23 protein-coding genes are annotated in these 24,882 nt (G+C 58.9%); 17 read left to right on the top strand and 6 right to left on the bottom strand.

Annotated features, from left to right (window positions below; translation table 11 throughout):
- Positions 1-2: 2 nt before the first annotated feature.
- Genes A8B84_RS20905 through A8B84_RS20915 form a run of 3 tightly spaced genes read right to left on the bottom strand, consistent with a single transcriptional unit; the run spans position 3 to position 3,222 of the window.
- The gene (locus A8B84_RS20905) at positions 3-1,454 is read right to left on the bottom strand and encodes a bifunctional DedA family/phosphatase PAP2 family protein (protein WP_064227037.1); all 1,452 of its coding nucleotides are present in this window, start codon (positions 1,452-1,454) and stop codon (positions 3-5) included.
- On the bottom strand, positions 1,451-2,209 hold the full coding sequence (locus tag A8B84_RS20910; RefSeq protein WP_064227038.1) for a hypothetical protein: 759 nt from the start codon (positions 2,207-2,209) through the stop codon (positions 1,451-1,453). Before A8B84_RS20910 ends, A8B84_RS20905 begins: the two co-directional genes overlap by 4 nt.
- Positions 2,206-3,222, bottom strand: coding sequence for a GGDEF domain-containing protein (locus A8B84_RS20915; RefSeq protein ID WP_064227039.1), 1,017 nt, complete (start codon positions 3,220-3,222; stop codon positions 2,206-2,208). Before A8B84_RS20915 ends, A8B84_RS20910 begins: the two co-directional genes overlap by 4 nt.
- Positions 3,223-3,408: 186 nt before the next feature.
- Between A8B84_RS20915 and A8B84_RS20920 the strand changes: the two genes are divergently transcribed.
- The 10 genes from A8B84_RS20920 (at position 3,409) to lipB (ending at position 12,441) form a co-directional block, all read left to right on the top strand.
- Complete coding sequence (locus tag A8B84_RS20920; protein WP_064227040.1) at positions 3,409-4,665, top strand: glutamate-5-semialdehyde dehydrogenase; 1,257 nt, start codon at positions 3,409-3,411, stop codon at positions 4,663-4,665.
- A gap of 5 nt (positions 4,666-4,670) precedes the next feature.
- Positions 4,671-5,321, top strand: a complete 651-nt coding sequence (nadD, locus tag A8B84_RS20925) for a nicotinate-nucleotide adenylyltransferase (RefSeq protein WP_064227076.1) — start codon at positions 4,671-4,673, stop codon at positions 5,319-5,321.
- Between the two features lie 70 nt (positions 5,322-5,391).
- The gene (gene rsfS / locus A8B84_RS20930; RefSeq protein WP_064227041.1) at positions 5,392-5,742 is read left to right on the top strand and encodes a ribosome silencing factor; all 351 of its coding nucleotides are present in this window, start codon (positions 5,392-5,394) and stop codon (positions 5,740-5,742) included.
- A gap of 2 nt (positions 5,743-5,744) precedes the next feature.
- The gene (rlmH, locus tag A8B84_RS20935; protein ID WP_064227042.1) at positions 5,745-6,215 is read left to right on the top strand and encodes a 23S rRNA (pseudouridine(1915)-N(3))-methyltransferase RlmH; all 471 of its coding nucleotides are present in this window, start codon (positions 5,745-5,747) and stop codon (positions 6,213-6,215) included.
- Between the two features lie 9 nt (positions 6,216-6,224).
- The gene (gene mrdA, locus A8B84_RS20940) at positions 6,225-8,114 is read left to right on the top strand and encodes a penicillin-binding protein 2 (protein WP_064227043.1); all 1,890 of its coding nucleotides are present in this window, start codon (positions 6,225-6,227) and stop codon (positions 8,112-8,114) included.
- Positions 8,114-9,256 (top strand): rod shape-determining protein RodA, encoded by a 1,143-nt coding sequence (gene rodA / locus A8B84_RS20945; RefSeq protein WP_064227044.1) that lies wholly within the window; start codon positions 8,114-8,116, stop codon positions 9,254-9,256. Before mrdA ends, rodA begins: the two co-directional genes overlap by 1 nt.
- Before the next feature lie 171 nt (positions 9,257-9,427).
- Positions 9,428-10,273, top strand: coding sequence for a septal ring lytic transglycosylase RlpA family protein (locus A8B84_RS20950; protein WP_269063547.1), 846 nt, complete (start codon positions 9,428-9,430; stop codon positions 10,271-10,273).
- A 57-nt stretch (positions 10,274-10,330) separates the two neighbouring features.
- On the top strand, positions 10,331-11,497 hold the full coding sequence (locus tag A8B84_RS20955; protein WP_064227046.1) for a D-alanyl-D-alanine carboxypeptidase family protein: 1,167 nt from the start codon (positions 10,331-10,333) through the stop codon (positions 11,495-11,497).
- Positions 11,498-11,527: 30 nt separating this feature from the next.
- The gene (locus tag A8B84_RS20960) at positions 11,528-11,797 is read left to right on the top strand and encodes a YbeD family protein (RefSeq protein WP_064227047.1); all 270 of its coding nucleotides are present in this window, start codon (positions 11,528-11,530) and stop codon (positions 11,795-11,797) included.
- 5 nt (positions 11,798-11,802) lie between these two features.
- Entirely contained in the window at positions 11,803-12,441 is a 639-nt protein-coding gene (gene lipB / locus A8B84_RS20965; protein ID WP_064227048.1) for a lipoyl(octanoyl) transferase LipB, read from the top strand.
- Between the two features lies 1 nt (position 12,442).
- Here the strand turns inward: lipB and A8B84_RS20970 are convergent, their stop codons facing one another.
- On the bottom strand, positions 12,443-13,534 hold the full coding sequence (locus tag A8B84_RS20970; RefSeq protein ID WP_064227049.1) for a GGDEF domain-containing protein: 1,092 nt from the start codon (positions 13,532-13,534) through the stop codon (positions 12,443-12,445).
- Between the two features lie 252 nt (positions 13,535-13,786).
- On the opposite strand from A8B84_RS20970, the gene A8B84_RS20975 reads away from it, so the two are divergent.
- Positions 13,787-15,232, top strand: coding sequence for an ABC1 kinase family protein (locus A8B84_RS20975; RefSeq protein WP_064227050.1), 1,446 nt, complete (start codon positions 13,787-13,789; stop codon positions 15,230-15,232).
- Here A8B84_RS20975 and A8B84_RS20980 read toward each other — a convergent pair.
- Positions 15,172-15,615 carry a YqaA family protein gene (locus A8B84_RS20980; protein ID WP_064227051.1) on the bottom strand — a complete coding sequence of 148 codons (444 nt, stop codon included), beginning with the start codon at positions 15,613-15,615 and terminating at the stop codon, positions 15,172-15,174. The two genes, A8B84_RS20975 and A8B84_RS20980, sit on opposite strands and share 61 nt — an antisense overlap.
- A 60-nt stretch (positions 15,616-15,675) precedes the next feature.
- Between A8B84_RS20980 and A8B84_RS20985 the strand changes: the two genes are divergently transcribed.
- Together A8B84_RS20985 and A8B84_RS20990 are read left to right on the top strand one after the other, a co-directional pair.
- Complete coding sequence (locus tag A8B84_RS20985) at positions 15,676-17,802, top strand: methyl-accepting chemotaxis protein (protein WP_064227052.1); 2,127 nt, start codon at positions 15,676-15,678, stop codon at positions 17,800-17,802.
- Positions 17,803-17,922: 120 nt separating this feature from the next.
- Complete coding sequence (locus A8B84_RS20990; RefSeq protein WP_064227053.1) at positions 17,923-18,177, top strand: GrxA family glutaredoxin; 255 nt, start codon at positions 17,923-17,925, stop codon at positions 18,175-18,177.
- Positions 18,178-18,265: 88 nt separating this feature from the next.
- Here the strand turns inward: A8B84_RS20990 and A8B84_RS20995 are convergent, their stop codons facing one another.
- Positions 18,266-19,528: a 6-phosphofructokinase gene (locus A8B84_RS20995; protein WP_064227054.1), complete on the bottom strand. Its 1,263-nt coding sequence runs from the start codon at positions 19,526-19,528 to the stop codon at positions 18,266-18,268.
- 155 nt (positions 19,529-19,683) lie between these two features.
- Here A8B84_RS20995 and mpl point away from each other — a divergent pair, with 155 nt between their 5' ends.
- From mpl to A8B84_RS21015, 4 genes are all read left to right on the top strand, one after another.
- A complete protein-coding gene (gene mpl, locus A8B84_RS21000) occupies positions 19,684-21,078 on the top strand; it encodes a UDP-N-acetylmuramate:L-alanyl-gamma-D-glutamyl-meso-diaminopimelate ligase (protein WP_064227055.1) in 1,395 nt (464 codons plus the stop codon).
- Positions 21,079-21,124: 46 nt separating this feature from the next.
- Positions 21,125-21,772: a flavin prenyltransferase UbiX gene (locus A8B84_RS21005; protein WP_064227056.1), complete on the top strand. Its 648-nt coding sequence runs from the start codon at positions 21,125-21,127 to the stop codon at positions 21,770-21,772.
- 122 nt (positions 21,773-21,894) lie between these two features.
- A complete protein-coding gene (locus A8B84_RS21010) occupies positions 21,895-23,034 on the top strand; it encodes an acyl-CoA dehydrogenase family protein (protein WP_064227077.1) in 1,140 nt (379 codons plus the stop codon).
- An 81-nt stretch (positions 23,035-23,115) separates the two neighbouring features.
- Positions 23,116-24,858 (top strand): protein adenylyltransferase SelO, encoded by a 1,743-nt coding sequence (locus A8B84_RS21015; RefSeq protein ID WP_064227057.1) that lies wholly within the window; start codon positions 23,116-23,118, stop codon positions 24,856-24,858.
- Positions 24,859-24,882: the final 24 nt, after the last annotated feature.

Below are 24,882 nucleotides of genomic sequence, written 5' to 3' on the forward strand. Positions count from 1 at the left end.
CTTTAAGTCACGGGCCGGAAATTCATAACTGCCTCACCCCATGACAGCACAATATATCCGCCTGCAAAGACCGCCCAGACAACCGCTGCCGCCACAATGGTTATATCAGGGGGCAGAGGTACCTTGTCGTAGCGGCTGTAGCTGGCCCGCACCGCCCCGGTTACAGCCAGGGCAAGCAGCAATCCCCCAATGACGTCCGTAAACCAGTGAACTCCGAGGTAAAGCCGACTCAGAGCCACGGGAACCAGTGGAAGAGAAAGCAGTACATAGTATTGCCAGCGCTTGCGGTGTCGGCTTTCGCCGGCAACAAAGCTGGCCAGCAGGGTGACCAGCAAGGTAACGCCTGCCGTGTGACCGCTGGGGAAGGCGCCGGAATCGGGCGGCCCCATGACCTCGTCGGGGCGTGGGACGCCGAGCAGGAACTTGAGGCCCCAGACCAGAAATATGGTCACAAAGACGGCCACCAGAATATGAATGGCAGCGGCATAATAGCCCCGGAATAGCAATGCTGCGAATGCCAGAGCACCGGCGGCGATCAGAACCGGGGCGTCACCAAGCAACGTAATGGCAATGAAGGGGCCATCCAGCAGAGGTTGTCGGAGTTGCTCAAACCATTGCAGGGCGGCCTGGTCGAAGCCATCAAGCAGGCTCGTTGCTGTAGCCAGTTGCTTCCAGATCAGCAGCAGTGCGGAAGCGCCAAGCGCGAGCATGAACGAAGCCAGCGGAAATTCACCCTCCCGGGCAGGGCGTTGATTGGTGTACAGGCGCCAGAATCGGTGAGTCGCTTCGTATTGAGCCATCCACTGCTTAAGCCATTGGTAAAAGCGGCTGCTTTCACCAAGCCCCAGCTGAAATCGCAACAGCACGAAGTAGACCACGGTCAGGGCGGCGAGGCTGATGCCGATCACCGCATAGAAGTGCGCAGGAGGCCTGATTTCGCTCGCCAGGGCGCTGCCCACCAGAAACCCCGGGAAAATATAGACTGGTGCCCAGGCGATGGCCGAGCCGATGTTGAAGGCCAGAAAGCGACGCCAGGACATCATCAGGGCTCCGGCCACCAGGGGAATAACCGGTCGCACGGGCCCGACAAAGCGACCGATGATCACGCTTTTGCCGCCGTGACGGGTAAAAAATCGCTCTCCGGTGCTGATGACTTTCGGATAACGGCTCAGCGGCCAGGCCGTTGTCAGGCGGCCCTGCAGCAGCCGCCCAAGGCCAAAGCTGGCGGTGTCCCCCGCAATGGCACCCAGACCGGCCCAGAGCAGTGCTTCTAATAACGGCATACCTGTCTCGCCGGCCAGTACAGCGACGGCAAACAGGATGGCGACACCCGGGACAATAATGCCGGCTATGGCGAGGGATTCGATGAAGGCGGTCGTAAACAGAGCCGTTGCCAGCCAGCCGGGATGCAGGCTCAACCATGCCGACAGGTCATTCAGCCAGGCACTGCTCATGTTTCGATGGTTTCTCCCGGGCTGAACCAGACCGAATCAGTCCCGCGCCTTCGAGCTTCCTCCATGGCCTGGTGGGCCCGCTTCCGGAGAGTGTCTGTACGGGTGTCGCCACTGCCACGGGTGGTGCAGCCCAGACTGACGGTGGCCTTGCCAACCACGGGCCAGTGGTGTTCGGCGATGGTCCGGCTGATCTCTTTCTGCAGGGTTTCATCCAGGAAGCGGGCGTTGTGAGCACCGGTTACGGGATCGGTAATCGCAAGATCCTCGGCTGACTGGGCCATGTGATCATAGTGCCAGATATACAGTGCCGCGACCGCCAGAAGAATGAACAGGCCTGCCGTGATGGCAATGGCCTCGGCCGGAGCCTGTTCCAGGAACAGGATGATCGACATGGGCACAAGCAGCAAAAGGGAGAGCCCGACGCCCTGGCGCAATGGCAGGATAAGCAGGTTCAGGACAAGCAGGGGCATTGCCCAGTGGCTGATACCGGGTGCATCCATGTTCAGCAGTGCTGCCAGCATGCCGCTGTTCAGGCCGGAGAGAATCACCAGATGCCCCGGCGCTGACAGCTGATGCCGACGACAGATAATGGTGTAAATAGCGCCGGCCAGGGTCAGAACCGCCATCCCTGAGGCCAGGTAGAACAATTCGTAGAAGCCATAGCGCAGGTTCTGCATGGCCAGGGTGAAGATGAACAGGCAGGCAATGCCGTAGCCAAAGGCGTGGGTCCATGTTCTCAGACGGGTCTCTGTCATGATACCGGCCCCTGGGCTTGCGGCTGGCTTGGTTGCGCAGGCTGCGACCAGGAACTGTAGGCCTGGCTTCGGTTGCCTCCCTGCTGTTGCGCCCGGCGCAAGGCATTCGCCGCGCTCTGCTGAAGACTGTTGGCATCGTCACCGATATTCAGGCCGGCAATTCCGGTACTGACAGTGAGGTTCATGCCATGTGATTCCAGAAGTGTTGCCAGGCCCTTGCGGATAGTCTCGGCACGGGCAATGGCGTCGCTGGTGGAGATGCCTGGCAGAATCACCAGAAACTGCAGATCGGCGACCCGGTAATAGGTGTCGAAATCACGGATCTGGGAATGCAGGTAACGACCAATGCGCGGGAGTATTGAACGTATGTCCTCATCCGGATCATTGTCGCTCAGGTGGGTGTCCAGTCCGATCATGATAATGGACATGTCTGTGCCTTCCCGTTCGCTGCGCTGGATTTCTTTGTGCAGGTCGGCGGAAAGATACTCCCGGCTTGCGGCCTGGGTCAGTTCATCGGTCCGGCGCAATGGGGCCAGTTGCCGGGCCTTGTAGTCACGCAGGAATACCAGCAGCGCCGAGAGCAGCATGGTGAGCAGAAATGCGCTGATCATCTGGTGGCGGTCAGCAAGGCCGACAGCCCACTGTGTTGCGATCATCGCCAGAACTGTAATGAGCAGGGTGATCAGTGCTGCTGCCGCAGGCGGGACCAGTGCGAAAGCGACGAGGGGAAGGGCGTACAGCCAGTGGCTCAGGACCCAGGGGCCAGTCCAGAAGCTGGCCAAAAGAATCAGCAGAAGAATCACGAAAAAAGCCTGCTGGACCCGAGGCCAGGGCTGATTCACCCGGCTGGGATGAAAGGTCTTGCCGGCAATCACAATGCCTGAGGCTGCAGCCGCAGCCGCCGCAACCATGGGTTCTCCCAGTACGGCACAGAGGGTGGCAACGGCGATCAGGGCCACGAAGCCTGCCCGCGACAACTTGCTTAACAGGAATTTTTCGGCCATCTGGGCCATTGTGTCCTTCCTTTTCCCGAACTCCCTGAATAAAACCGTCCCCGGGGAGTTGTTCAAAAGCTCCTTCAGTTTCCGAGTATGGCATATAGCAGCGGTATAATATCTGTTTGGGATGCGTACTTGAAACGGGAAAGGTAAAGTTAGGCACTTATTCCTGATTCCGCTTGAAAACAGAAAGGTATTTGAATGGATATTGCAGCGTACATGGCTGAGGTTGGACAGCAGGCCCGAGCAGCGGCAACGGGAGTGGCGCGTTCGACCACCGCCGTGCGTAATCAGGCGCTACTCGCTACGGCAGATGCTCTTGATGCAGCCCGGGAAGAGCTGGCTCTGGCCAATGGCAAGGATTTGCAGCGGGGCCGTGAAAATGGCCTCGATGCGGCGATGCTGGACCGGCTGGAGCTTACTCCCCAGCGAATCGATACCATGATTGAAGGCCTTCGCCAGGTGGCGTCGTTGCCGGACCCTATCGGTGCCATTACCGACATGGCCTACCGCCCCTCTGGCATTCAGGTGGGCAAGATGCGTGTGCCGCTGGGAGTCATCGGTATCATCTACGAGTCCCGTCCTAACGTGACCGTAGAGGCCGCCAGTCTGTGCCTCAAATCGGGCAATGCGACTATTCTCCGGGGCGGCTCGGAGTCGATCCATTCCAATCAGGCCATTGCTCGCTGTCTTTCCGAGGGACTTGCAAAAGCAGGGCTGCCCGAGAATGCGGTGCAGGTGATCAAAACAACCGATCGTGCGGCCGTGGGTGAGCTGATCACCATGCCAGAGTATGTTGATGTCATTGTGCCCAGAGGAGGCAAAGGCTTGATCGAACGCATCAGCCGCGATGCCCGGGTGCCGGTCATTAAACATCTCGATGGTGTCTGCCATGTCTACATCGACAGCCATGCCGACCCGGAAAAGGCACTCAACGTGGCGATCAATGCCAAAACCCACCGGTATGGCACCTGTAACACCATGGAAACCCTGCTGGTCGACGCCGAGATCGCCGAGGATATTCTTCCGATGTTGGCTCAGGCTTTTGTTGAGAAAGGCGTGGAATTGCGTGGCTGCGAGCAAACCCGGGCTATTGTCGAGGGTGTGAACGAAGCTACCGAGGCAGACTGGGAAGCCGAATATCTGGCTCCGGTCCTGGCGGTGCGTGTGGTTGACGGTCTGGAAGGCGCCATTGCCCATATCAACCGCTACAGTTCCCAGCATACCGACAGCATCATTACCGAGAACTACACCCGGGCACGTCGGTTCATTACCGAAGTGGACTCCAGTTCCGTCATGGTCAACGCTTCAACGCGCTTTGCCGACGGGTTCGAGTATGGTCTGGGGGCCGAAATCGGGATCTCCACCGACAAGATTCACGCCCGTGGGCCGGTGGGGCTTGAGGGTCTCACGTCCCAGAAATACGTGGTCTTCGGTGACGGGCACATCCGGACCTGATGTCCATGCATGTGATCTATGGCGGAACCTTTGATCCGGTGCATCATGGCCACCTCAGGCTGGCCCTTGAAATCAGTGACCGTCTCGGCGTGGAGTACGTCAGTCTGGTGCCCTGTCATATTCCGCCGCATCGGGGGCGGACCGGGGCTTCCTCCGGTCAGCGCCTGGAGCTGCTGAGGCTGGCGGTGGCCAACGAGCCCCAGTTACGGATTGACGACCGGGAACTGGCACGGGAAGGCGCCTCCTACACGGCCGACACCCTGCGTCAGCTTCGCGCGGAGCTTGGGCCGGATGAGCCCCTGGCGATGGTGGTTGGCACCGACGCCTTTGCCGGGTTCGACCGCTGGCGGGAGTGGCAGCAGATTCCGGAGCTGGCCCATGTGGTGGTGGTCCGTCGACCAGGCCCGGCTCTGGACCCTACAGGCGAACCGGCCCGGCTGCTGGCGGAGCGAGGTGTGGGAGGCCCCGAGGCCTTGCACGGCCGTTCCTGCGGCCATTTTCTGGAGCTCGATCCGCCGCTTCTGGACATTTCCGCCACCGGAATCAGGAAGCGTATTGGTGATGGCCGCTCACCCCGCTACCTGATGCCCGACCAGGTCTGGGCAGAAATTCGTCGTCAGGGGCTCTATGGTGCATGCCCCGACGGGAACTTTTAGTGCTACAATCGCGTCTGAATATGACATTTCGGGCGGCCATATCGGCAAACGCCCGTCCAACAGGGTGATTATGCAGGCAGAGCAACTGAAAGATCTGGTAATTAATGCGCTTGAAGATGTGAAAGCACAGGACATCAGCGTGATTGATGTCCGTGACCGCACCAGTGTCACCGACTTCATGGTTCTGGCATCCGGAACGTCCAATCGACATGTGAAATCCCTCGCCGACTCCGTTGTAATCGAAGCCAAGGAGCAGGGCGTGCGCGCGAGCAACGTTGAGGGTGCTGGCGTCAGCGACTGGATCCTTGTGGACCTGGGCGATGTGGTTGTTCACGTGATGATGCCTGCCACACGGGAGTTTTACGATCTGGAGCGCTTCTGGCGCGATGCTCCGGATCTTGGTGTTGCGGGCAGCGAATAATCATGCGGTTACGCCTGATCTGTGTGGGGCAGAAAATGCCCGACTGGGTCAGTACCGGATTCGGAGATTACGCCCGCCGCATGCCGCCGGAGCTACCCGTGGAACTGGTTGAAATTCCTGTCGCCCACCGGGGCAAGAATCCCGATATTCCCAGACTGATGCAGCGAGAATGTGACGCTATCCTTGCGGCCACCGGTCCGAAAGACCGCGTGATTGCGCTGGAGGTTGGCGGTCGCCCGTGGTCGACCGAAAAGCTCGCGGCTCAACTGGAGAACTGGCAACAGGATGGCCGCGATGTGAGCTTTCTGGTGGGCGGCCCCGATGGCCTGGCCGACGATTGCCGGAAGCGGGCCGACCAGCAATGGTCGCTGTCGCCGCTCACTTTGCCGCACCCTCTGGTGCGTATCGTTCTCGCAGAGCAGCTGTACCGGGCCTGGTCGATCACCCGCAATCACCCGTACCACCGGGCCTAGGGGGTCATCATGCCATGGGGTGAGTTCAAGGATACGGCAGCGGAACGCCGGCTCTTCCAGCGCCGTACCCTGGTGATGCTGGTGTTTGTGATGCTGGCGATTGGTGGCCTGATTGCGCGGATGTACCAGCTTCAGGTCGTGGAACATGAGGTTTATACCACCCTTTCGGACAAGAACCGCGTTCAGGTCCAGTCGGTACCGCCCCCCCGAGGGCTGGTTTACGACCGCAATGACACTCTGCTGGCGGAGAACCGGCCCGTTTTCAGTGTGACGCTTGTGCCCGAGCGGGTGCAGGGCATGGACGATACCCTGGCTCAGCTTGGCAATATCCTGGAGATTTCTGACGAAGACCGTGAACGTTTCCAGCGCCGGCTTCAGGAGCCCCGCCGTCCATTCCAGGAAATTCCCCTCCGCTACGACCTCAATGAACAGGAGATGGCCCGGCTTGCTGTGCATCGCCATGAGCTTCCGGGGGTGGAGGTCAAGGCCGAGCTGGTTCGTTTCTACCCGCACAGTGAACTGACGGCCCACGCCCTGGGTTTCGTCGGGCGTATCAACCGGGACGAATTGCAGCGGATCGATCCGGTCAACTATGCCGGCACCAACTACATCGGAAAATCGGGCATCGAACGCTTCTACGAAGAGATCCTCCACGGTGAGGTCGGCTACCAGCACGTTGAAACCAACGCCCGGGGCCGGACGCTGCGCGTCCTGGAACGAGAAAACCCGGTGCCCGGAGAAGATCTGCAGCTGCATCTGGATCTCAGGCTGCAGCAGCGGGCCCACGAACTTCTGGATGGTCGCCGCGGCGCCATCATTGCTATCGAACCGGATACCGGTGGCATTCTTGCGCTGGCAAGCGTTCCGGGCTTTGACGCCAACAAATTCGTTACCGGTATCAGCGTCAATGACTACCGGGAACTGAGTGAAAGCAAGGACAAGCCACTGTTCAATCGGGCCTTGCGGGGGCAGTACCCTCCGGGTTCGACTGTGAAACCGATGCTTGCAGTAGCGGCGCTTGATAGCGGGGCCACCACCCGGGATTACACCATCTGGGATCCAGGACACTTTCGCCTGAACGAAGGCGGCCGGTTGTGGCGCGACTGGAAGCGAACAGGACATGGCTGGGTTGATCTGAAGGACGCTGTGGCAGAATCCTGCGATGTCTATTTCTACGAGGTGGCGGTGGAAATGGGCGTGGACACCATGCACAGCTATCTGGCTCATTTCGGCTTCGGGGAAGACGCCACCCTTGATGTCTCAGGTGCTCTAAGCGGTTTGCTACCTTCCAGGGACTGGAAGCGTGCCGTTCGGAATGAGCCGTGGTACCCGGGGGATTCCGTCAATATGGGCATCGGGCAGGGGTTCATGCTTGCTACGCCGTTGCAGCTGGCCACTGCAACCGCCTTGATTGCCAACCGTGGCCGTTGGGTAGAGCCGAGGCTTCTGAAGGACATCAAGGGGGATCGGCCGGTCGAGGAATTCCTGCCTGCGGAGACCCACGAGCCGCTTAATCTCAAGAACCCTGACGACTGGGAATACGTCGTCGATACAATGGTAGAGGTCATGCACGGGCCAAAAGGAACGGCGCGCTCTGTAGGCCGCGGTGCGCCCTACAAGATGGCGGGCAAGACCGGTACCGCGCAGGTATTCAGCCTTGCCGAGGATGAAGAATACGATGAAGAGGAAATCCGCGAGAGGCTCCGGGACCACGCGCTTTTTGTTGGTTTTGCGCCGGCGGATAATCCGGAGATCGCGGTTGCCGTGATCGTCGAAAACGGTGGTAGCGGCAGCGGTACGGCCGCGCCGGTGGCCCGAGCCCTGTTTGACTCCTGGTTGCTCGACTATGGACAGGCCGATGGCACACTGGTCAGCGACGTAGACGAGGTGGCCGACTGATGGCGTTCAAGGCGTTACTGGATTCAACGGCGAGCAACCCGCTTGGCAGGCAGCGGAGCATCTGGACCGCGCTGCATCTGGACCCGATCCTTTTACTGCTGCTGCTCCTGCTGGTTTCCGGCGGGCTGTTTGTGCTTTACAGCGGTGCCGACAGGAACTTCGAGGTCGTCAAGGCCCAGGGCATACGCCTGGGAGTGGCTTTTGTGGTTATGCTGGTGTTTGCCCAGCTGGATCCCTCGGTGTTTCGCCGGTGGGCACCGTGGCTTTACGCGGCCGGCATTGTTGCGTTGATTGCAGTCATGCTGGTGGGCGTCGGTGCCAAGGGCGCCCAGCGTTGGCTGGCGATACCGGGTCTGCCCCGGTTTCAGCCCTCGGAACTGATGAAACTGGTGGTGCCCATGATGGCGGCCTGGTACCTGTCCAGGCACTTCCTGCCGCCCAGGTTCCGCCATGTGGCCGTCGGGTTGGCCATTGTTCTGGTGCCGATGATCATGATCATGCAGCAGCCAGACCTGGGAACCTCCTTGCTGGTGGGCATGGCCGGCATCTTCGTGGTGTTTTTCGCCGGCATCAGCTGGAAATTGATCACCGCCTTCGTGGCCATGGTGTCCGTGTCGGCTCCGCTGATGTGGTTTTTCGTCATGAGGGAGTACCAGAAACAGCGGGTACTGACACTCCTGGACCCACAAAGTGATCCTCTGGGGGCCGGCTGGAACATCATCCAGTCCAAGACAGCCATTGGTTCTGGTGGAGTGGATGGCAAAGGCTGGCTGCAGGGGACCCAGTCACACCTTGAGTTTCTTCCGGAGAGCCATACCGATTTCATCGTTGCGGTGCTGGCGGAGGAATTCGGTTTTGTCGGTATGCTGATTCTGATGACGGTGTATTTCCTTATTATCCTGCGATGTCTTTACATTGCCGCCACGGCCCAGGATTCGTTCAGTCGGCTGCTGGCCGGCGCACTCACCATGACGTTCTTTATCTACATCTTCGTGAATGTCGGGATGGTAAGTGGACTTTTGCCCGTGGTTGGTGTGCCATTGCCCCTGATCAGCTATGGTGGAACCTCGGGGGTGACCCTGATGGCTGCGTTCGGCGTTCTGATGTCGATCCACACGCACCGACGGATGATTGGCGCCTGACCGGGTCAATCGAACCATGGCGGTCGGGTAATGGTGATTCCGGGGCAGAACCCGTTACAATGAACGGCAGGCCGCCGGATACCTGATGGCGGTGGCCAATGTAGTCAAGAGGAACTCCGGACAGTGAACTGCAAGCCCTCATTCTCTCTCCTGCTGACGGTAGTGGCGTCGATGATACTCGGCGGCTGTGCGTCAGCCCCGGAAACGGACCATTCGTCACGCTACACTCTGGCTACCGACAGGGCACCCTCGGGCAACTTTGATGTCTCCGGGCTTGACGATGCGGTGCCGGTTTACGAGGCTCCTCGCAGGGCAGGCAATAAATCGCCCTACAAGGTCTGGGGCAAGCAGTACCATGTGCTCGACAGCAACGACGGCTATGTTGCCCGGGGCACGGCGAGCTGGTACGGCGAAAAGTTCCATGGTCACAAGACCTCCAACGGCGAAACCTTTGACATGTATGCCATGTCCGCCGCGCACAAATCCCTGCGGATCCCTGGCTATGCCCGGGTAACGAATCTTGATAATGGCCGCTCGGTGATCGTCCGGGTCAACGACCGTGGTCCTTTCCACAGCGACAGAATCATCGACCTGTCCTACGCCGCGGCCAAAAAGCTGGGTTACCAGGCCCGGGGCACGGCACGGGTGGAAGTCGCCGCCATTACGGTCAGACCGGACGGAGCCATGTTCGTTGCCGGTGAGCCCTTTTCTCCCGGAGACTCACCTGGATACGCCGAAGGTCGGGTGAAGGCTAGCGGTGACATGGCGGCGACCAACCGGTCATTGTTTGTACAGCTGGGCTCCTTCAGCAGCCGGGATCCGGCCGAAAAGTTGCTCAGCCAGGTAAGAGCGGTGCTGGAAAATCCAATGCGGGTGCGGGCTGTTGATACGTCTTCAGGGCGATTTCATCGGGTTCAGGTGGGCCCGTTCAGCGATGAAGACAGCGCAAGGCGCACCCAGAGCCTGTTGGAAGCCCGTGGTTTCGATCAGTCCATCCTGCTGACCGATACGCACTGAGCGCGGCTAACAAGACAGCTATATAAGAAACACACTTAACGACGAATGAATGGACCCATGGCCTTAAACTCTGCTTTTCGAACCCTATCTATTGTCTTTGTGCTGATGCTTGCTCTGACAGGCAAGGCGATGTCCCAGTCGGTACTGATTCCGTCGCCGCCGCAGATTGCTGGCAGCTCTTATGTTTTGATGGATCCCAAGAGCGGACGGATCATCATGGAGGAGAACAGCCACGAGCGTTTGCCTCCAGCCAGTCTGACCAAAATGATGACCGCGTATATCGTCGAGCGGGAGCTTGATGAGGGCCGGATTGCCATGTCCGACATGGTGCCGATCAGCGTGAATGCCTGGAAAACCGAGGGGTCCCGAACCTTCGTCCGGGAAGGCACTCAGGTGTCGGTTGAGGATCTGCTCAGGGGGGTGATCATTCAGTCGGGCAACGATGCCTCAGTCGCCCTTGCGGAATTTGTTGCCGGTAGCGAAGACGCCTTCGTTGATATCATGAACCAGCAGGCCCAGTTGCTGGGCATGAAAGACACCAACTTCGAAAACGCTACCGGTCTGCCTTCGCCGGATCATTTTTCAACGGCCTATGACCTGGCCATGCTGGCGCAGGCAATCATCAATGATTATCCGGAAAACTATCCGCTGTACGCTGAAAAGCACTTCACCTATAACAATATCCGCCAACCGAACCGGAACAGCCTGCTCTGGCGTGATGACAGCGTCGATGGTCTGAAGACCGGTCACACAGAGGAAGCCGGCTACTGTCTGGTTGCTTCGGCCAAGCGCAACGACACCCGCTTTATAGCCGTCGTCATGGGTACCAGCAGCTCAGAAGCGCGGGCTCAGGAAATCCAGAAGATGCTGAATTACGGCTTCCGCTACTACGAGAGCGAACGCCTGTTCCAGTCCGGCCAGGAGCTGATTGAAGCCCGTGTCTGGGGTGGCCAGGCTGACCAGCTGTCAGTCGGCATGACCGAAGACGTTTATGTCACCATTCCCCGGGGTTCCCGAAACGATCTGGAGTCCACGGTAGACCTTGATTCTGTCATCAAAGCACCCATCAAGGTCGGGGATGAGCTGGGACGGGTCAAGGTGTCCTACAACGGTGAGGTACTGGTTGATCAGCCGGTGCTGGCCCTGACCGAGGTCCCCGAGGGCGGATTTTTCAAACGAATCTGGGATGCCATCAAGCTCTTTTTCGTTCAGTTATTTCAGTAGGGTGATGTTGATCCCGGGGAGTAAAACGGCATGAGTCAGCCGAAAGCACCAAAAATTGAGTTTCCTTGCGATTACGTGATCAAGGTGATCGGCAATGCTGCGCCGGATTTCACCGAGTTCGTGGTTGAGGTTGTGGAACAGCACGCACCCGGGATCTGCGAAACTGACATCACGGTTAACGACAGCAGCAAAGGCAGGTTCTCCTCCGTCCAGCTCAAGATTGTGGCTACCGGGGAAGCGCAGCTCAAAGCTCTGTTCGAAGACCTCAAGGCCAGTGGCCGTGTGCATATGGTGCTCTGAGTCCGATGCCTGACCTGATTGTTCGATCCCTGGGGGAGCAGCCCTACCTGGAAACCTGGGAGGCCATGAAATCGTTCACCGCCGACCGCGATGACAGTGTGGCGGACGAGCTCTGGTGCCTTGAGCATCCCCGGGTTTACACTCAGGGCCAGGCGGGTAAAGCAGAACACATCCTTGCCCCGGGCGATATTCCGGTGATTCCGGTTGATCGGGGCGGGCAAGTGACCTATCACGGCCCCGGTCAGTTGGTCGTTTACCTGATGATCAACCTGGCCCGCAAAAAAATGGGTGTCCGCTCCCTGGTGGATGAGATTGAACAGTCGATCGTTCGGACCCTCGCTGGTCTGGGCGTTGAGGCTGCACCCAGGCCGGATGCGCCCGGCGTGTACGTGGGTGATGCCAAGATAGCCTCCCTTGGCCTCCGGGTTCGCCGGGGCTGTTCCTTTCACGGGCTGGCACTGAATGTCGATATGGACATGGAGCCTTTCCAGCGGATCAACCCCTGCGGCTATGCCGGCATGGCCATGTGTCAGGTGCGGGACTTTGTTCCGGGTGTAACCCTGGCCGACGTGCAGCAACGATTGTCAGAGCAACTTGTCAGCGGCCTGGCGCACCAGAATGTCGAGTTTCGCGAGGGGTGGTAGTTCAGGCGGCGGCTTCGTTCTCGTAACCGCATACCCGGTTTCGCCCCTCGGATTTGGCCCGATACAGGGCTTCATCTGCCCGCTGCAGCAGGCGGTCGATGGACTCGGATCCCCGGATTGATGCCACGCCCACACTGATTGTGGCCTGAACCTGGCCCTGTTCCGTGTTGACGGATTTGGCGGCAAAGGCTTCCCGGATCCGGTTTGCAGAAGACATGGCCTCTTCGGTAGTGGTTTCCGGCAGTAGCACCAGATATTCCTCACCGCCCCATCGGGCCAGGGTGTCAACCTTTCGGCATTGTTCCCTCAGGGTTTTGGCAACCAGCATGATGAGCTCGTCCCCAACATGATGTCCGTAGTTATCGTTGACGCTCTTGAACAGGTCGATATCCATCAGCAGCACAGAGAAGGGGCGGGCGTTGCGAAGGTAGCGCTGGTACTCGATGTCGAGCTGCTCGAGGGCTTCCCGGCGGTTGGCAAGGCCAGTCAGGGCGTCATGCTTGGCCGCATACTCGAATTCCGCAGCCAGCTTCAGCAGGCCCAGCTTGCTGCGTCGTCGGCTCTGGTCAAGGATATAGCAGGTGACCATTTCAAAGCCCAGCACTGCCACCATGGTGATTCGGAAACTGGTGCTGTGAGGTGGTTCAAACAGCAGGTCGCCCAACGGGCTGAACAGGAAAATGACCGCAGCGAATCCGCCACTGCAGGCGAGCACGCCAATCCGGGATTCACTGATATAGAAAATGATGGGGGGATAGGCAAACAGCCAGATAATGGCGGAGCCGTCTTCAACGGCGTGGATCGCCAGATAGGTGAACAGCACCGTGATCAGGGTAATGAACCCCCGGCGTTGCAATGTTTTGTTGCCGGAAAGCAAATAGGTTACAGAGTTGACCGTCAGCAGCACGGCAAAGCCGATCAGCAGTGGCGGCGTAATCGGATCGTTCTGCAGGCTTGAGCGCCAGGCAAAGAAGAACAGCAGGGGAACGGCAACGGCCGTCAGCCAGTTGATCAGGATCGGGACAGGAATTTCGCCTTTGACCCGGAACTGGGACAGCTCCGTATCCGGCGTTTTTCTTGCGGACTGCGGCATGTTCGGATCTTGTTCTTGTGATAGTCGTTGTTGGACCTTACGTATGTAGAAATACTAGACCGGTTTCCTGCCAGAAACTGTGTCGAAACGTAAACGATCCGGTTGGTCAGGTGTAAACCGGCGACGCCGCCGACACATTGGCCCCGTGGCCGCGGAAAGCCGGTCGACTCGGTTAGGTCAGCTACCCTGACTATCCGTATAATGGTAATAACCGCCAAACGTGGTGAAATTCTCTGATCCGAACAGGTCACTATGTCTTCCAGACGTTCAGGAAATTCGGTTTCCCGCATCAAGACTGGCAGTTTTGAGCGCAGGTTGAGCCTGACCCGAGCCGGCTTGTTTGCTGGTACCCGTATGGCTTCACATATGGCAACCAACTGGTTCAGCAGTCGGGAAAACCGGGAGAAGCGGCACCGGGCCATGCTGTCGAGCCAGGCTCGGTTCCTGGTGGATGAGCTGGGTCAGCTGAAGGGCAGCGTGGTCAAGATCGGCCAGGTTATGGCCCTGTATGGCGAGCATTTCCTGCCCGAAGAAGTCACCGAAGCGTTGCATACCCTGGAAGACCAGACCACCTCACTGGAATGGCCGGCCATTGAGCGTGTACTGAAAGATGAGCTGGGGGCAGACCGCCTGGCTCAACTGGATGTGGAGCCCGAACCCATTGGCGCGGCATCGCTTGGGCAGGTGCACCGGGCCTGGCGCAAAAGCGACGGCCTGGAACTGGTGCTGAAGGTACAATACCCCGGCGTTGCCGATGCGGTAGACAGCGATCTGAATGCAGTTGCCCAGCTGTTACGGGTAGCGAGGCTGGTCAGTTTCGGCCCGGAGTTCAATGACTGGCTGGAAGAAGTCCGGCAGATGATGCATCGGGAAGTGGATTATCGCCTGGAGGCGAAAACCACCGAGAAATTCCGCAATATGCTGGCGTCGGATCCGAGGTTCATTGTGCCCAGGGTCCTGCCCGAGTTTTCAACCGCACACGTTATTTGCTCGACCTACGAACACGGCCATTCCGTCAGCTCCCAGGCGGTCAGGGACCTTCCATTGGAGCGTCGAAGCGCACTTGGCAAGGCCGCTCTCGAGCTGTTTTTCCGGGAGCTGTTTGTTTGGGGGGAAATACAGACGGATCCGAACTTCGGCAACTATCGAATCCGTATCGCCGGCGAAGAGGGCGACGATCCGGGGTACGACCGCATTGTTCTGCTTGATTTCGGAGCGGTGCAGGCTTACTCGGATGAATTTCTCCAGCCGGTTATCCAGATGATCAGGGCGTCCTACGAGGACGATCTCCAGGCTGTGATCGACGGCGGCGTCAAGCTGCGGTTCATGAGTACCGACTGGCCGGATGAGGTTCTGCAGAAGTTCGGCCAGGTATGCATGTCGGTGCTCGAGCCCCTGTCCAGCAACAAGGAATCCTGGCCGGATTATGCGGTCAACAGTCACGGAGAGTACCGCTGGAAGCAGAGTGAATTGCCGTCGCGGGTAGCGCGCCAGGCGGCCCGGTCTGCCATTAGCCGCTATTTCCGGGTTCCTCCGAAGGAGTTTGTTTTCCTGAACCGCAAACTGATCGGGGTCTACACCTTTGTCGCGGTACTCAATTCCGAGTTCAACGGCGAACCGCTGCTCAGGAAGTACCTCTACGGTGAAGGTGACGATGCGCCGGATGCTTCGGCCACAAGCCAGAGCACGAAGGCGTAGCGGGCGCCCTTGCCGATACCCACCAGGATGACAAAGTTGAGCCATGGCACGCGCATGATCCCGCCAACCAGGGTCAACGCGTCGCCTCCGAGGGGCAGCCAGCCCATCAACAGTGACCACTGGCCGTAACGGTTAAAACGGTTCCGCGCCTTGTGCAGCTGCATTTCGCTGACCGGAAACCAGCGTTTATGCTTAAAGCGATCCACCTGCCGGCCGATAACCCCATTAACGACCGAGCCCAACGTGTTGCCCAGTGTTGCCCAGAACCAGAGCCACCACCAGGAGTAGCCCTGTGTTATCAGGGTGCCGAGCAGGACTTCCGAGTAGGCAGGCAGCAGCGTGGCAGCAGCGAACGCGGTCAGAAATAGCGTCAGGTAGGCCACCGGGCCCTCCGTGCTTTAATATGAAATGAACCTCCAACACTCCGCAGGTCCGGCCTTACCATGAAACAGTTATCGCTCCGCTTCAAGCTCTATGCCCTCGTTGTGTCCCTGCTCCTGATTATGGGTATCAGCATCGTGGTTACGGCCCAGTTGTCACTCGGAGACATGGAAGAGAGATTGACGGCCGAAACCCGGGATACGGTGCAGGGTATTGTGATGGATCAGCTCGGCGCAACCGCCGGCAAATATGGCGAACTGGTCAGTGGCCAGTTCGCGACCGCCTTTCGAACCCCGGAAGTCGTTCGCAATGTCATTATCCGAAACATTCAGGCTGACAGCTCCGGGCGTATCAGCCGGACAGCCCTGCAGGAGACCGTTGGCGCAGTTCTGGAGGAGCAGAAAAGCCTGAGTTCAATCTACGCCCAGTTCGAGCCTGATGGCTACGATGGCCAGGATCGCTACTTCACCGGTGGTGTTGAAGAACACAGCAGCGATGAGGGCACCCTGGAGATCTATTACTACCGGGATCCGGACGGCCAGGTCCAGTTCAGCCGCACGGAAGACCCGGCTACCAAATATCTGGACAGCCTGAACGAATTCGGGATCCGGGAAGCAGAGTGGTACCTGTGTTCGCGGGACACCAAGTCACCCTGCATCATGGAACCCTACGAATACGAAATCAGCGAAGGCTACTCGGAGTTGATGACCAGCCTGGTGGTTCCGATTCTGGATGACGGAACATTCGCCGGCGTGGTGGGTGTCGACATCAATCTCTCGACACTGCAACGAACCATTGCCGGTGTCAGTCAGGAACTGTTCGGCGGCCAGTCCCGTGTCACGCTGATCAGTGAGCAGGGGCTTATCGCGGCCTCCAGTCATTATGAGGAACAGCTTGGCCGGCCTCTTCAGGAAGCCGTGCCCGAGCATGGCGACACTTTCGCAGGGCTGCACCGGGGTGAGGGCACCTTTGATGACGGGCAGACCCTGGCCGTGGCGTATCCTGTTAAAATCCGGTTGCCGGATGTCGAGTGGTCGCTGCTGATCGAGTTGCCGCGGGATGCCGCGCTCGCCAGCGTTTCGGAAATTACCGGTCTGTTGTCAGACGAAGTCGCCGCGACAGCCACACGCCAGACCCTGGTGGGGATCGCGGTGGTGGTTTTCGCCATCGTCGCTCTGGTGCTCCTGGTGCGCTCGGTTACCCGGCCACTGGATGAAATCCGGGATCGTATGAAGAACCTGGCCAGCGCCGAAGGGGACCTGACCCGTGAGCTGGAAATCGACACTCATGCCGAACTGATCGAGCTGGCCGGCGGGTTCAATGCCTTCCTGGCCCGGTTGAGGGAAATGATCAATGACCTGAAGGGCGTAAACGCCAAGGTTCGGGAGCAGGCCAGGGATGTGGGCAGTATTGCGGTTGAGACCGATGAGCAGACCGGCCGGCAGCATCAGGACATCGATAGCGTGGTGACCGCCATGAACGAAATGTCTGCCGCTGCAGGGGAAGTGGCCGGATTTGCCGGCGAAGCAGCGGATAATGCGCGTATGGCCCAGGATGGCATCCGGTTTACCCAGGATACCCTTTCATCGGCGGTGAAGGGCGTGAGCGCGGTTGCCAACGATATGGGGGAGGCCAGTACGGCAATCGGGCAGGTGGCCAATCGTAGTGAGGACATCAATCGGATTCTGGATGTCATCCGTGGCATCGCCGAACAGACCAACCTTCTCGCCCTCAACGCTGCCATCGAGGCCGCCAGGGCCGGCGAACAGGGGCGCGGATTTGCCGTGGTTGCCGATGAGGTCCGTACGCTGGCCTCGCGGACGCGGGAATCCACCGATGAAATCAGCACCATGATCGACGGCCTCAAGCAGGATGTGAATGGCGCCGTTTCGGTGATCCAGAGTGGCGTTGATCGCGCCACCTCGGCAGTCGATGGTACCCAGGAAGCGGCCCATTCACTGGCCACCGTCGTCGACCGGATCGGAACCATTGTGGAGCATGTAACCCAGGTGGCTACCGCCGCGGAAGAACAGAGCTCGGTGAGCGAGGAAATCAATCGCAACCTCACTCACATCGGCGATGCCGCCAACGATCTCCGGGAGCTTGCCGGCCGGGTCAAGGGCAGCGGCCAGGCCCTGGACAACGAGGTGCAGGTTCTGGAGCGTGAGCTGAGCCGCCTCAGAACATGATGGCCCGCTACTATGGCGGCGATTCAAAGCATCAATTTTCAATTACCGGGTGCCGTGTCATGATTCTTTCATGCGATTTTAATCCCGGAATTCACCGGCAGAGATTTTAGGGAGGTGTTTATGGAGCAGGTCACGATTTACGGCCGCTCAAGTTGTGGATTCTGTGTACAGGCCAGGCACCTGTGTGAGGCCAGAAACATTCCCTATGTCTGGGTCGATATGATCGAGAAGGGTATGAGCAAGCAGGACATCGCCGACAGGATTGGCCGGCCCGTCTATACCGTGCCCCAGATTCTTGTCGGTAGCCAGTACGTGGGCGGTTTTGATCAGTTCTATGCCTACGTGCGCGACCACCAGGCGGAACTGGCCCGCTAACCAGGGCCGATGGTTCCCCGAACAAAGAAAAAAGCCTGACAGAGTCAATCTGTCAGGCTTTTTTGATTCCCGATGGGGCCGAAAAGGACTACAGCTGGAAATCGGTTTTAAGCTTCTTCTCGGTCAAGGTGTTCTGGAGCTTGGCGACCCGTGGCAGGCCATTATCGAACGGTGGGAAGCTCTCACCGGCAATCAGCGGCTCCAGGTAGTCCCGGCAATCCTGGGTGATACCAAAGCCGTCGTCGGTGATGAAGTGAATCGGCATCTTTTTTTCCTGGTTTGCCACTTCACTGAGGGGCGCTTCGCCAATCTTCCAGCGGTAAGGCTTTCCTTGCTCCCGGACGATAGTGGGCATCAGTGCCTGCTTGCCTTCCAGGGCCATTTCCACCGCGGCCTTACCAACGGCATAGGCCTGTTCCACGTCAGTGGCGGAGGCGATGTGGCGGGCGCTGCGCTGAAGGTAATCCGCTACGGCCCAGTGGTACTTGTGGCCCAGTGCCTGCTTGACCATATTGGCGAGGGCCGGGGCAACACCACCAAGCTGGGTGTGGCCGAATGCGTCCTTGGCACCGGCATCCGCCAGGAAGCGACCGTCTTCGTACTGGGCACCTTCGGAGGCCACCACAACACAGTAGCCGTATTCCTTCACGCAATGATCCACGCGCGCCAGGAAGCTTTCACGGTCAAAAGGAATTTCCGGGAACAGGATAATGTGGGGTGGTTCGCCCTCGCCCTGTCCGGCCAGGCCGCCGGATGCGGCAATCCAGCCGGCGTGGCGGCCCATGACTTCCAGGATGAACACCTTGGTGGAGGTTTCGCACATGGACTTGATGTCCAGGCTGGCTTCCAGGGTGGATGTGGCAATGTACTTGGCCACCGAGCCGAAGCCGGGGCAGCAGTCGGTGAAAGGCAGGTCGTTATCCACGGTCTTGGGTACGCCAATACAGGTAATCGGGTAGCCCATCTTGTCGGCGATCTGGGAGACCTTGTAGGCAGTATCCTGGGAATCTCCGCCGCCGTTGTAGAAGAAGTAGCCGATGTCGTGGGCCCGGAACACCTCAATCAGCCGCTCGTATTCGCGACGGTTCTCGGAAATGTTCTTGAGCTTGTGGCGACAGGAGCCAAAAGCGCCCCCCGGGGTGTGAATCAGTGCCTGGATGGCATCGTCGCTCTCGAGGCTGGTATCAATCAGTTCTTCCTTCAGCGCCCCGATAATGCCGTTGCGTCCGGCAAACACCTTGCCGATTTTGTCCGGATGCTTTCGGGCGGTCTGGATGACGCCACAGGCACTGGCATTAATGACGGCGGTGACACCGCCGGACTGAGCGTAAAATGCGTTCTTGATGGCCATCTCGGGCTGGAGCCTCCTGCTGGTTCGACAATGGCGCAGATGATACGCCAATCGCCGGCAATTTTCATGAGCAGGATTGCGGATAGCGTGGCTCTTGACGGGGTGGGGCGGATACGGGAGGCTTGTCGGGTTTCAACACAGGGGGCAGTCGCCGAATGCACATTCACATCCTCGGAATCTGTGGCACCTTCATGGGCAGCCTGGCCGTTCTGGCCCGTGAACTGGGCCATACCGTGACCGGGTCCGATCAGGGCGTTTATCCGCCCATGAGCACCCAGCTGGAGGCTCAGGGTATCAGTCTGATGGAAGGGTATAGCCCGGATCACCTGGAGCCGAAACCGGACCTGGTGCTCATCGGTAACGCCATGTCCCGCGGCAATCCGGAAGTCGAAGCGGTACTCAACCGGAATATCGACTACATGTCCGGGCCCGAATGGTTGAGCCGCGAGGTGCTCAGGCACCGTTGGGTAATGGCGGTAGCCGGTACCCACGGCAAGACCACAACCACGTCCATGCTGCTCTGGATCCTGGATCAGGCCGGGTTTGAACCGGGTTACCTGGTTGGCGGTGTTCCCCGGGACTTTCCCGTTTCGGCCCGGCTGGGCAACAGCGACTTTTTTGTGATCGAGGCGGACGAATACGACAGCGCCTTCTTCGACAAACGTTCCAAGTTTGTCCATTACCGGCCCCACACCCTGATCATGAACAACCTGGAGTTCGACCACGCGGATATCTTCGAGAATGTCGAAGCCATAGAGCGACAGTTTCACCATCTGGTTCGAACTGTCCCCTCCCAGGGTCTGATCATCCGACCCGCGGTGGACGGCCATCTGGATAAAGCTCTGGAATTGGGCTGCTGGAGCCCGGTGCAGGACACTGCGATTGGCAGCGAGACCCCGCGCATGTCGGACTGGCGTGCCGAGCTGCTCTCGGAGGATGGCAGCCGATTTCTGGTGATTCACCACGAACAGCCAGTGGCAACGCTGAAGTGGGATCAGACCGGTCTTCATAATGTCCGCAATGCCCTGTCTGCCATTGCTGCTGCCCGTCACGTGGGCGTCACTCCGGATCATGCGGTAGCAGCTCTGTGCCGGTTCTCCGGCGTCAAACGGCGGATGGAGTTGCTGGCGGACATAGACGGCGTGCGTGTATACGACGACTTTGCCCACCATCCGACCGCCATTGCCACCACCCTTGAGGGCTTGCGCAACCAGGTGGGTGACGAGCCCATCCTGGCGCTGATTGAACCGCGCTCAAACACCATGAAACAGGGCGTCCACCAGCAGACGCTGCTGCCCAGTGCGGAAACCGCGGACCGGGTTCTGTGGGCCAACCTGAATGATATGGACTGGCTGCCGGAACTGATTGCCGGTTGGCAGGAGCTGAATACCGGTTCCGATCGGCACCGGGTGGAGGCTACGGTGGAGGACTTGCTGGCACGCACCCTGGAAGATCTTCCCAGCCCCTGCCACATTGTGATCATGAGCAACGGGGGCTTTGGCGGTATTCACGGTAAACTTATTTCCGAGCTTGAGCGTATTCGTGGCTGACCGGGCGCAACCGGCGACTTTTTCAGACCGACAGGTGGCGACATCCATGAGCAACGACCAGAACCGGCCTTCAACTGTTAACCTGGCCTTCACCGGCGCGTCCGGTGCCCAGTATGGCCTGCGCTTGTTGCAGTGCCTGGTGTCAGCGGGCTGCCGTGTGAATGTGATGGTCAGTCGGGCCGCGCAAGTGGTGATCGCCACGGAAACCGATTTGAAGCTGCCGGGGACGCCGCCGGCGATGCAGGAAACCTTGTCTGCCTATACCGGCGCGGAGCCGGGCCAGGTTCTGGTGTTTGGGCGGGAAGACTGGTTTGCCCCGCCGGCTTCCGGCTCCGGCGAGAAAGCGCCGCTGGTGGTCTGCCCCTGCAGCACCGGAACGCTTTCGGCCCTGGCAACGGGTGCCAGCAACAACCTGATCGAGCGGGCCGGTGATGTGGCCCTGAAGGAGCGGCGCCCGCTGATTCTGGTGCCCCGGGAGGCGCCTTTCTCCGAGGTGCATCTGGAGAACATGCTGAAACTGACCCGCATGGGTGCCGTCATCATGCCGGCGAGCCCCGGCTTCTACCACAAACCGCAGTCCCTTGAGGATCTGGTCGATTTTATTGTCGCCCGAATCCTTGATCATCTGAACCTGCCCCAGGACCTGATGCCCCGTTGGGGTGAGGCCCGTGCCGAGGACAAGCGCAAGGGCTGAAGCCGCTCGTAGCGATGGTTTTGGTCAGCCCGATTGATGCTTTTCATCATTGAGCAAATGGGCCTCCGGGCAGAGACTTGGTGAACGACAATCACAACACAGGTTATTCACCGAGGTTCACCATGATTCCACGCACTCTCTTCGACGCCGACCTTGAAGGCTTTCGAGATTCTGTCCGCAAGTTCCTGGAGCAGGAAGCGGCGCCTTACCATGATCAGTGGGAGAAAGACGGCCAGGTTAGCCGCGAGCTCTGGCAGAAAGCCGGTGAGCTGGGTTTTCTTTGCCCTTGCCTGCCAGAAGAGTTTGGCGGCGTAGGCGCGGATTTCCGGTACAGCGCGGTGTTGATTGAAGAGGTCGCCAGAGCGGGCTTGACCGGGATAGGCTGGGGCCTGCACTCTGACATTGTCGCGCCTTACGTTCTTAACTATGGCTCCGACGAGCTGAAAAATTACTATCTGCCCAAACTGGCCAGCGGCGAAATGATTGGCGCCATTGCCATGACGGAGCCGGGTGCCGGCTCGGACCTGCAGGGCGTGAAAACGACGGCGGTGAAAAACGGCGATCATTACGTGCTGAATGGTTCCAAGACCTTCATCACTAACGGCCAGCTTGCTGACGTGGTTATTGTTGTTGCAAAGACCGATCCCAAGGAAGGCGCCAAGGGCATCAGTCTGTTCATGGTGGAGACCGCGTGGGAAGGTTTCGAAAAAGGTCAGAACCTGAACAAGGTTGGTATGAAGGCCCAGGACACCTCCGAGCTGTTCTTTCAGGATGTGAAGGTACCTGAGAAGAATCTGATCGGTCCGGGCGAAGGCCAGGGCTTTTTCCAACTGATGCAGGAGCTGGCGGCCGAGCGTCTTCAGGTGGCTCTGGGTGCTGTTGCCGCCGCTGAAGCCGCCTGGCAGTGGACCCTGGATTACGTCAAGGAGCGCAACGCCTTCGGCAAGCCGGTGATTGCGTTCCAGAATACCCGCTTCAAGATGGCGGAAATGAAGGCCGAGATTACCGCTGCCCGGGTGTTCACCGATCGGTGCCTGGAGCTGCATCTGGACAAGAAGCTCGACATCCCCACCGCGGCGATGCTGAAGCAGCTCACCACAGACCTGCAGTGCAAAGTGATGGATGAGTGTGTTCAACTTCACGGCGGCTACGGTTACATGTGGGAGTACCCGATTGCCCGGGCCTGGGCGGACTCACGGGTGCAGCGGATCTACGCCGGCACCAACGAAATCATGAAGGAAATCGTTGCCCGTTCATTCTGAGCATGGCCTGAAGTTCTGGTTATAAGGGCAACTGAGGGCAGTGCTGGCACTGCCCGTTTCCTTCGATCAGGAGAGGCACAGATGAAACAGCCGTTGTCGCGAGATACCAGTCTCGAAGTGACCAACCTCGAAGAACTTGCACCGATGGCTGACTATTCACTGATGGATAGTCTGAACCGTGATCCGGATGCCACTCCCGATGGCGTTGACCACCGGCCAAGACAGGTTTTTTCAGGGCACTATGTTCCGGTCAGGCCCACGCCCATCGAGACCCCTGAATACGTTGGCCACAGCGAGAGTTTATTCCGCGAACTAGGCTTTGCGGACAGCCTGGCCCAATCCGATGACTTTATCCGGATGTTCTCCGGAGACCTCTCACTCGTGCCGGAGCCCATGAGCAAAGTCGGTTGGGCCTGTGGTTACGCGCTTTCCATCTACGGCACCGAATACACCCAGCAGTGCCCGTTCCAGACCGGCAACGGCTATGGCGACGGCCGAGCAATTTCAGTACTGGAAGCTGTTCTGAACGGTCAGCGCTGGGAAATGCAGCTCAAGGGTGGCGGCCAGACGCCCTATTGTCGCGGTGCCGATGGACGTGCCGTTTTGCGTTCCAGCGTGCGTGAATTCCTGGCGCAGGAGCACATGCACGCCCTGGGTGTACCGACCTCCCGGTCTCTGAGTCTGTATGTATCGAAAACGGAGAGAGTGCGGCGACCCTGGTACTCCGAGGGCTCTCATGCCCTGGATCCGGACCAGCTCATTTCGGAGCCGGTAGCCATCTCCACGCGTGTGGCCCCGTCATTCATTCGGGTGGGCCAACTTGAACTCTTTGGTCGCAGGGCCCGAAAGCAGGAGCATCCCCGTGCGCTTGAAGAACTCGAGCAACTGGTACTGCACCTGATTGATCGGGAGTATAACGGCGTTATTGATCAGTCCCTCGATACTCCCACAAAAATCTTGATGCTCGCGCGGGAATTCCGCAGCCGCCTTGCCTCCCTGGTCGCGAACTGGATCCGGGTTGGTTACTGCCAGGGCAATTTCAACAGTGACAACTGCGCCGCCGGCGGCTTCACACTGGATTACGGCCCCTTCGGCTTCTGTGAGGTATTTGAACCCTTTTACCAACCATGGACCGGTGGCGGACAGCACTTCTCTTTCCTGAACCAACCCGCGGCAGCGGAAAGGAACTTTAGAAGTTTCTGTTCAGCCTTGAGGCCTCTGCTAGGCGCTCACGAGGATGAACTGGCTCAACTCGACGAGATTCATAGCGGCTTTCCGGAGGTGATGCAGGCGGAAATGGAGAGGATGTGGGCAGCGAAGTTAGGCCTTGAGGTTTTTGACTCTGAACTCTTCAGGGAGTTGATAGCGCTGATGACCCGAACCCCAGTGGATTACACGATATTCTTTCGTGAGCTTTCGTCGATACCTGACGACATTGAGCCCATAAAAAAGAGCTTTTACAGGCCATTGGATGAAGCAGGAGGGGCCGAGTCGGAAGGGCTGCTTAAGCGCTGGTCCGACTGGCTTGCCCAGTGGAAATCAAAAACTGGACTCGATGGGGCTGGCGATGGCTCCCGGCTCCGCGAGGAACGCTCCCGGAGCATGAAGCGCGTGAACCCGAAATACACCATGCGCGAGTGGTTCGTGGTTCCTGTCTATCAGCGGGCATCCGAGGGTGATTATCGGCCACTGAGAGAGTTGCAGGATGTATTGACGCAACCTTACGCCGAGCAATCGAATGCCGTCGAGTCGCACTACTACCGGCTGAAGCCGTCAGAGTTGTTCAATCTTGGTGGGTATTCCCACTACAGCTGCTCGTCGTGACCAGTGTCTCGTCTGGTTAACTCG

It is taken from the genome of Marinobacter sp. EhC06 (assembly GCF_001650915.1).
Lineage (GTDB): Bacteria > Pseudomonadota > Gammaproteobacteria > Pseudomonadales > Oleiphilaceae > Marinobacter.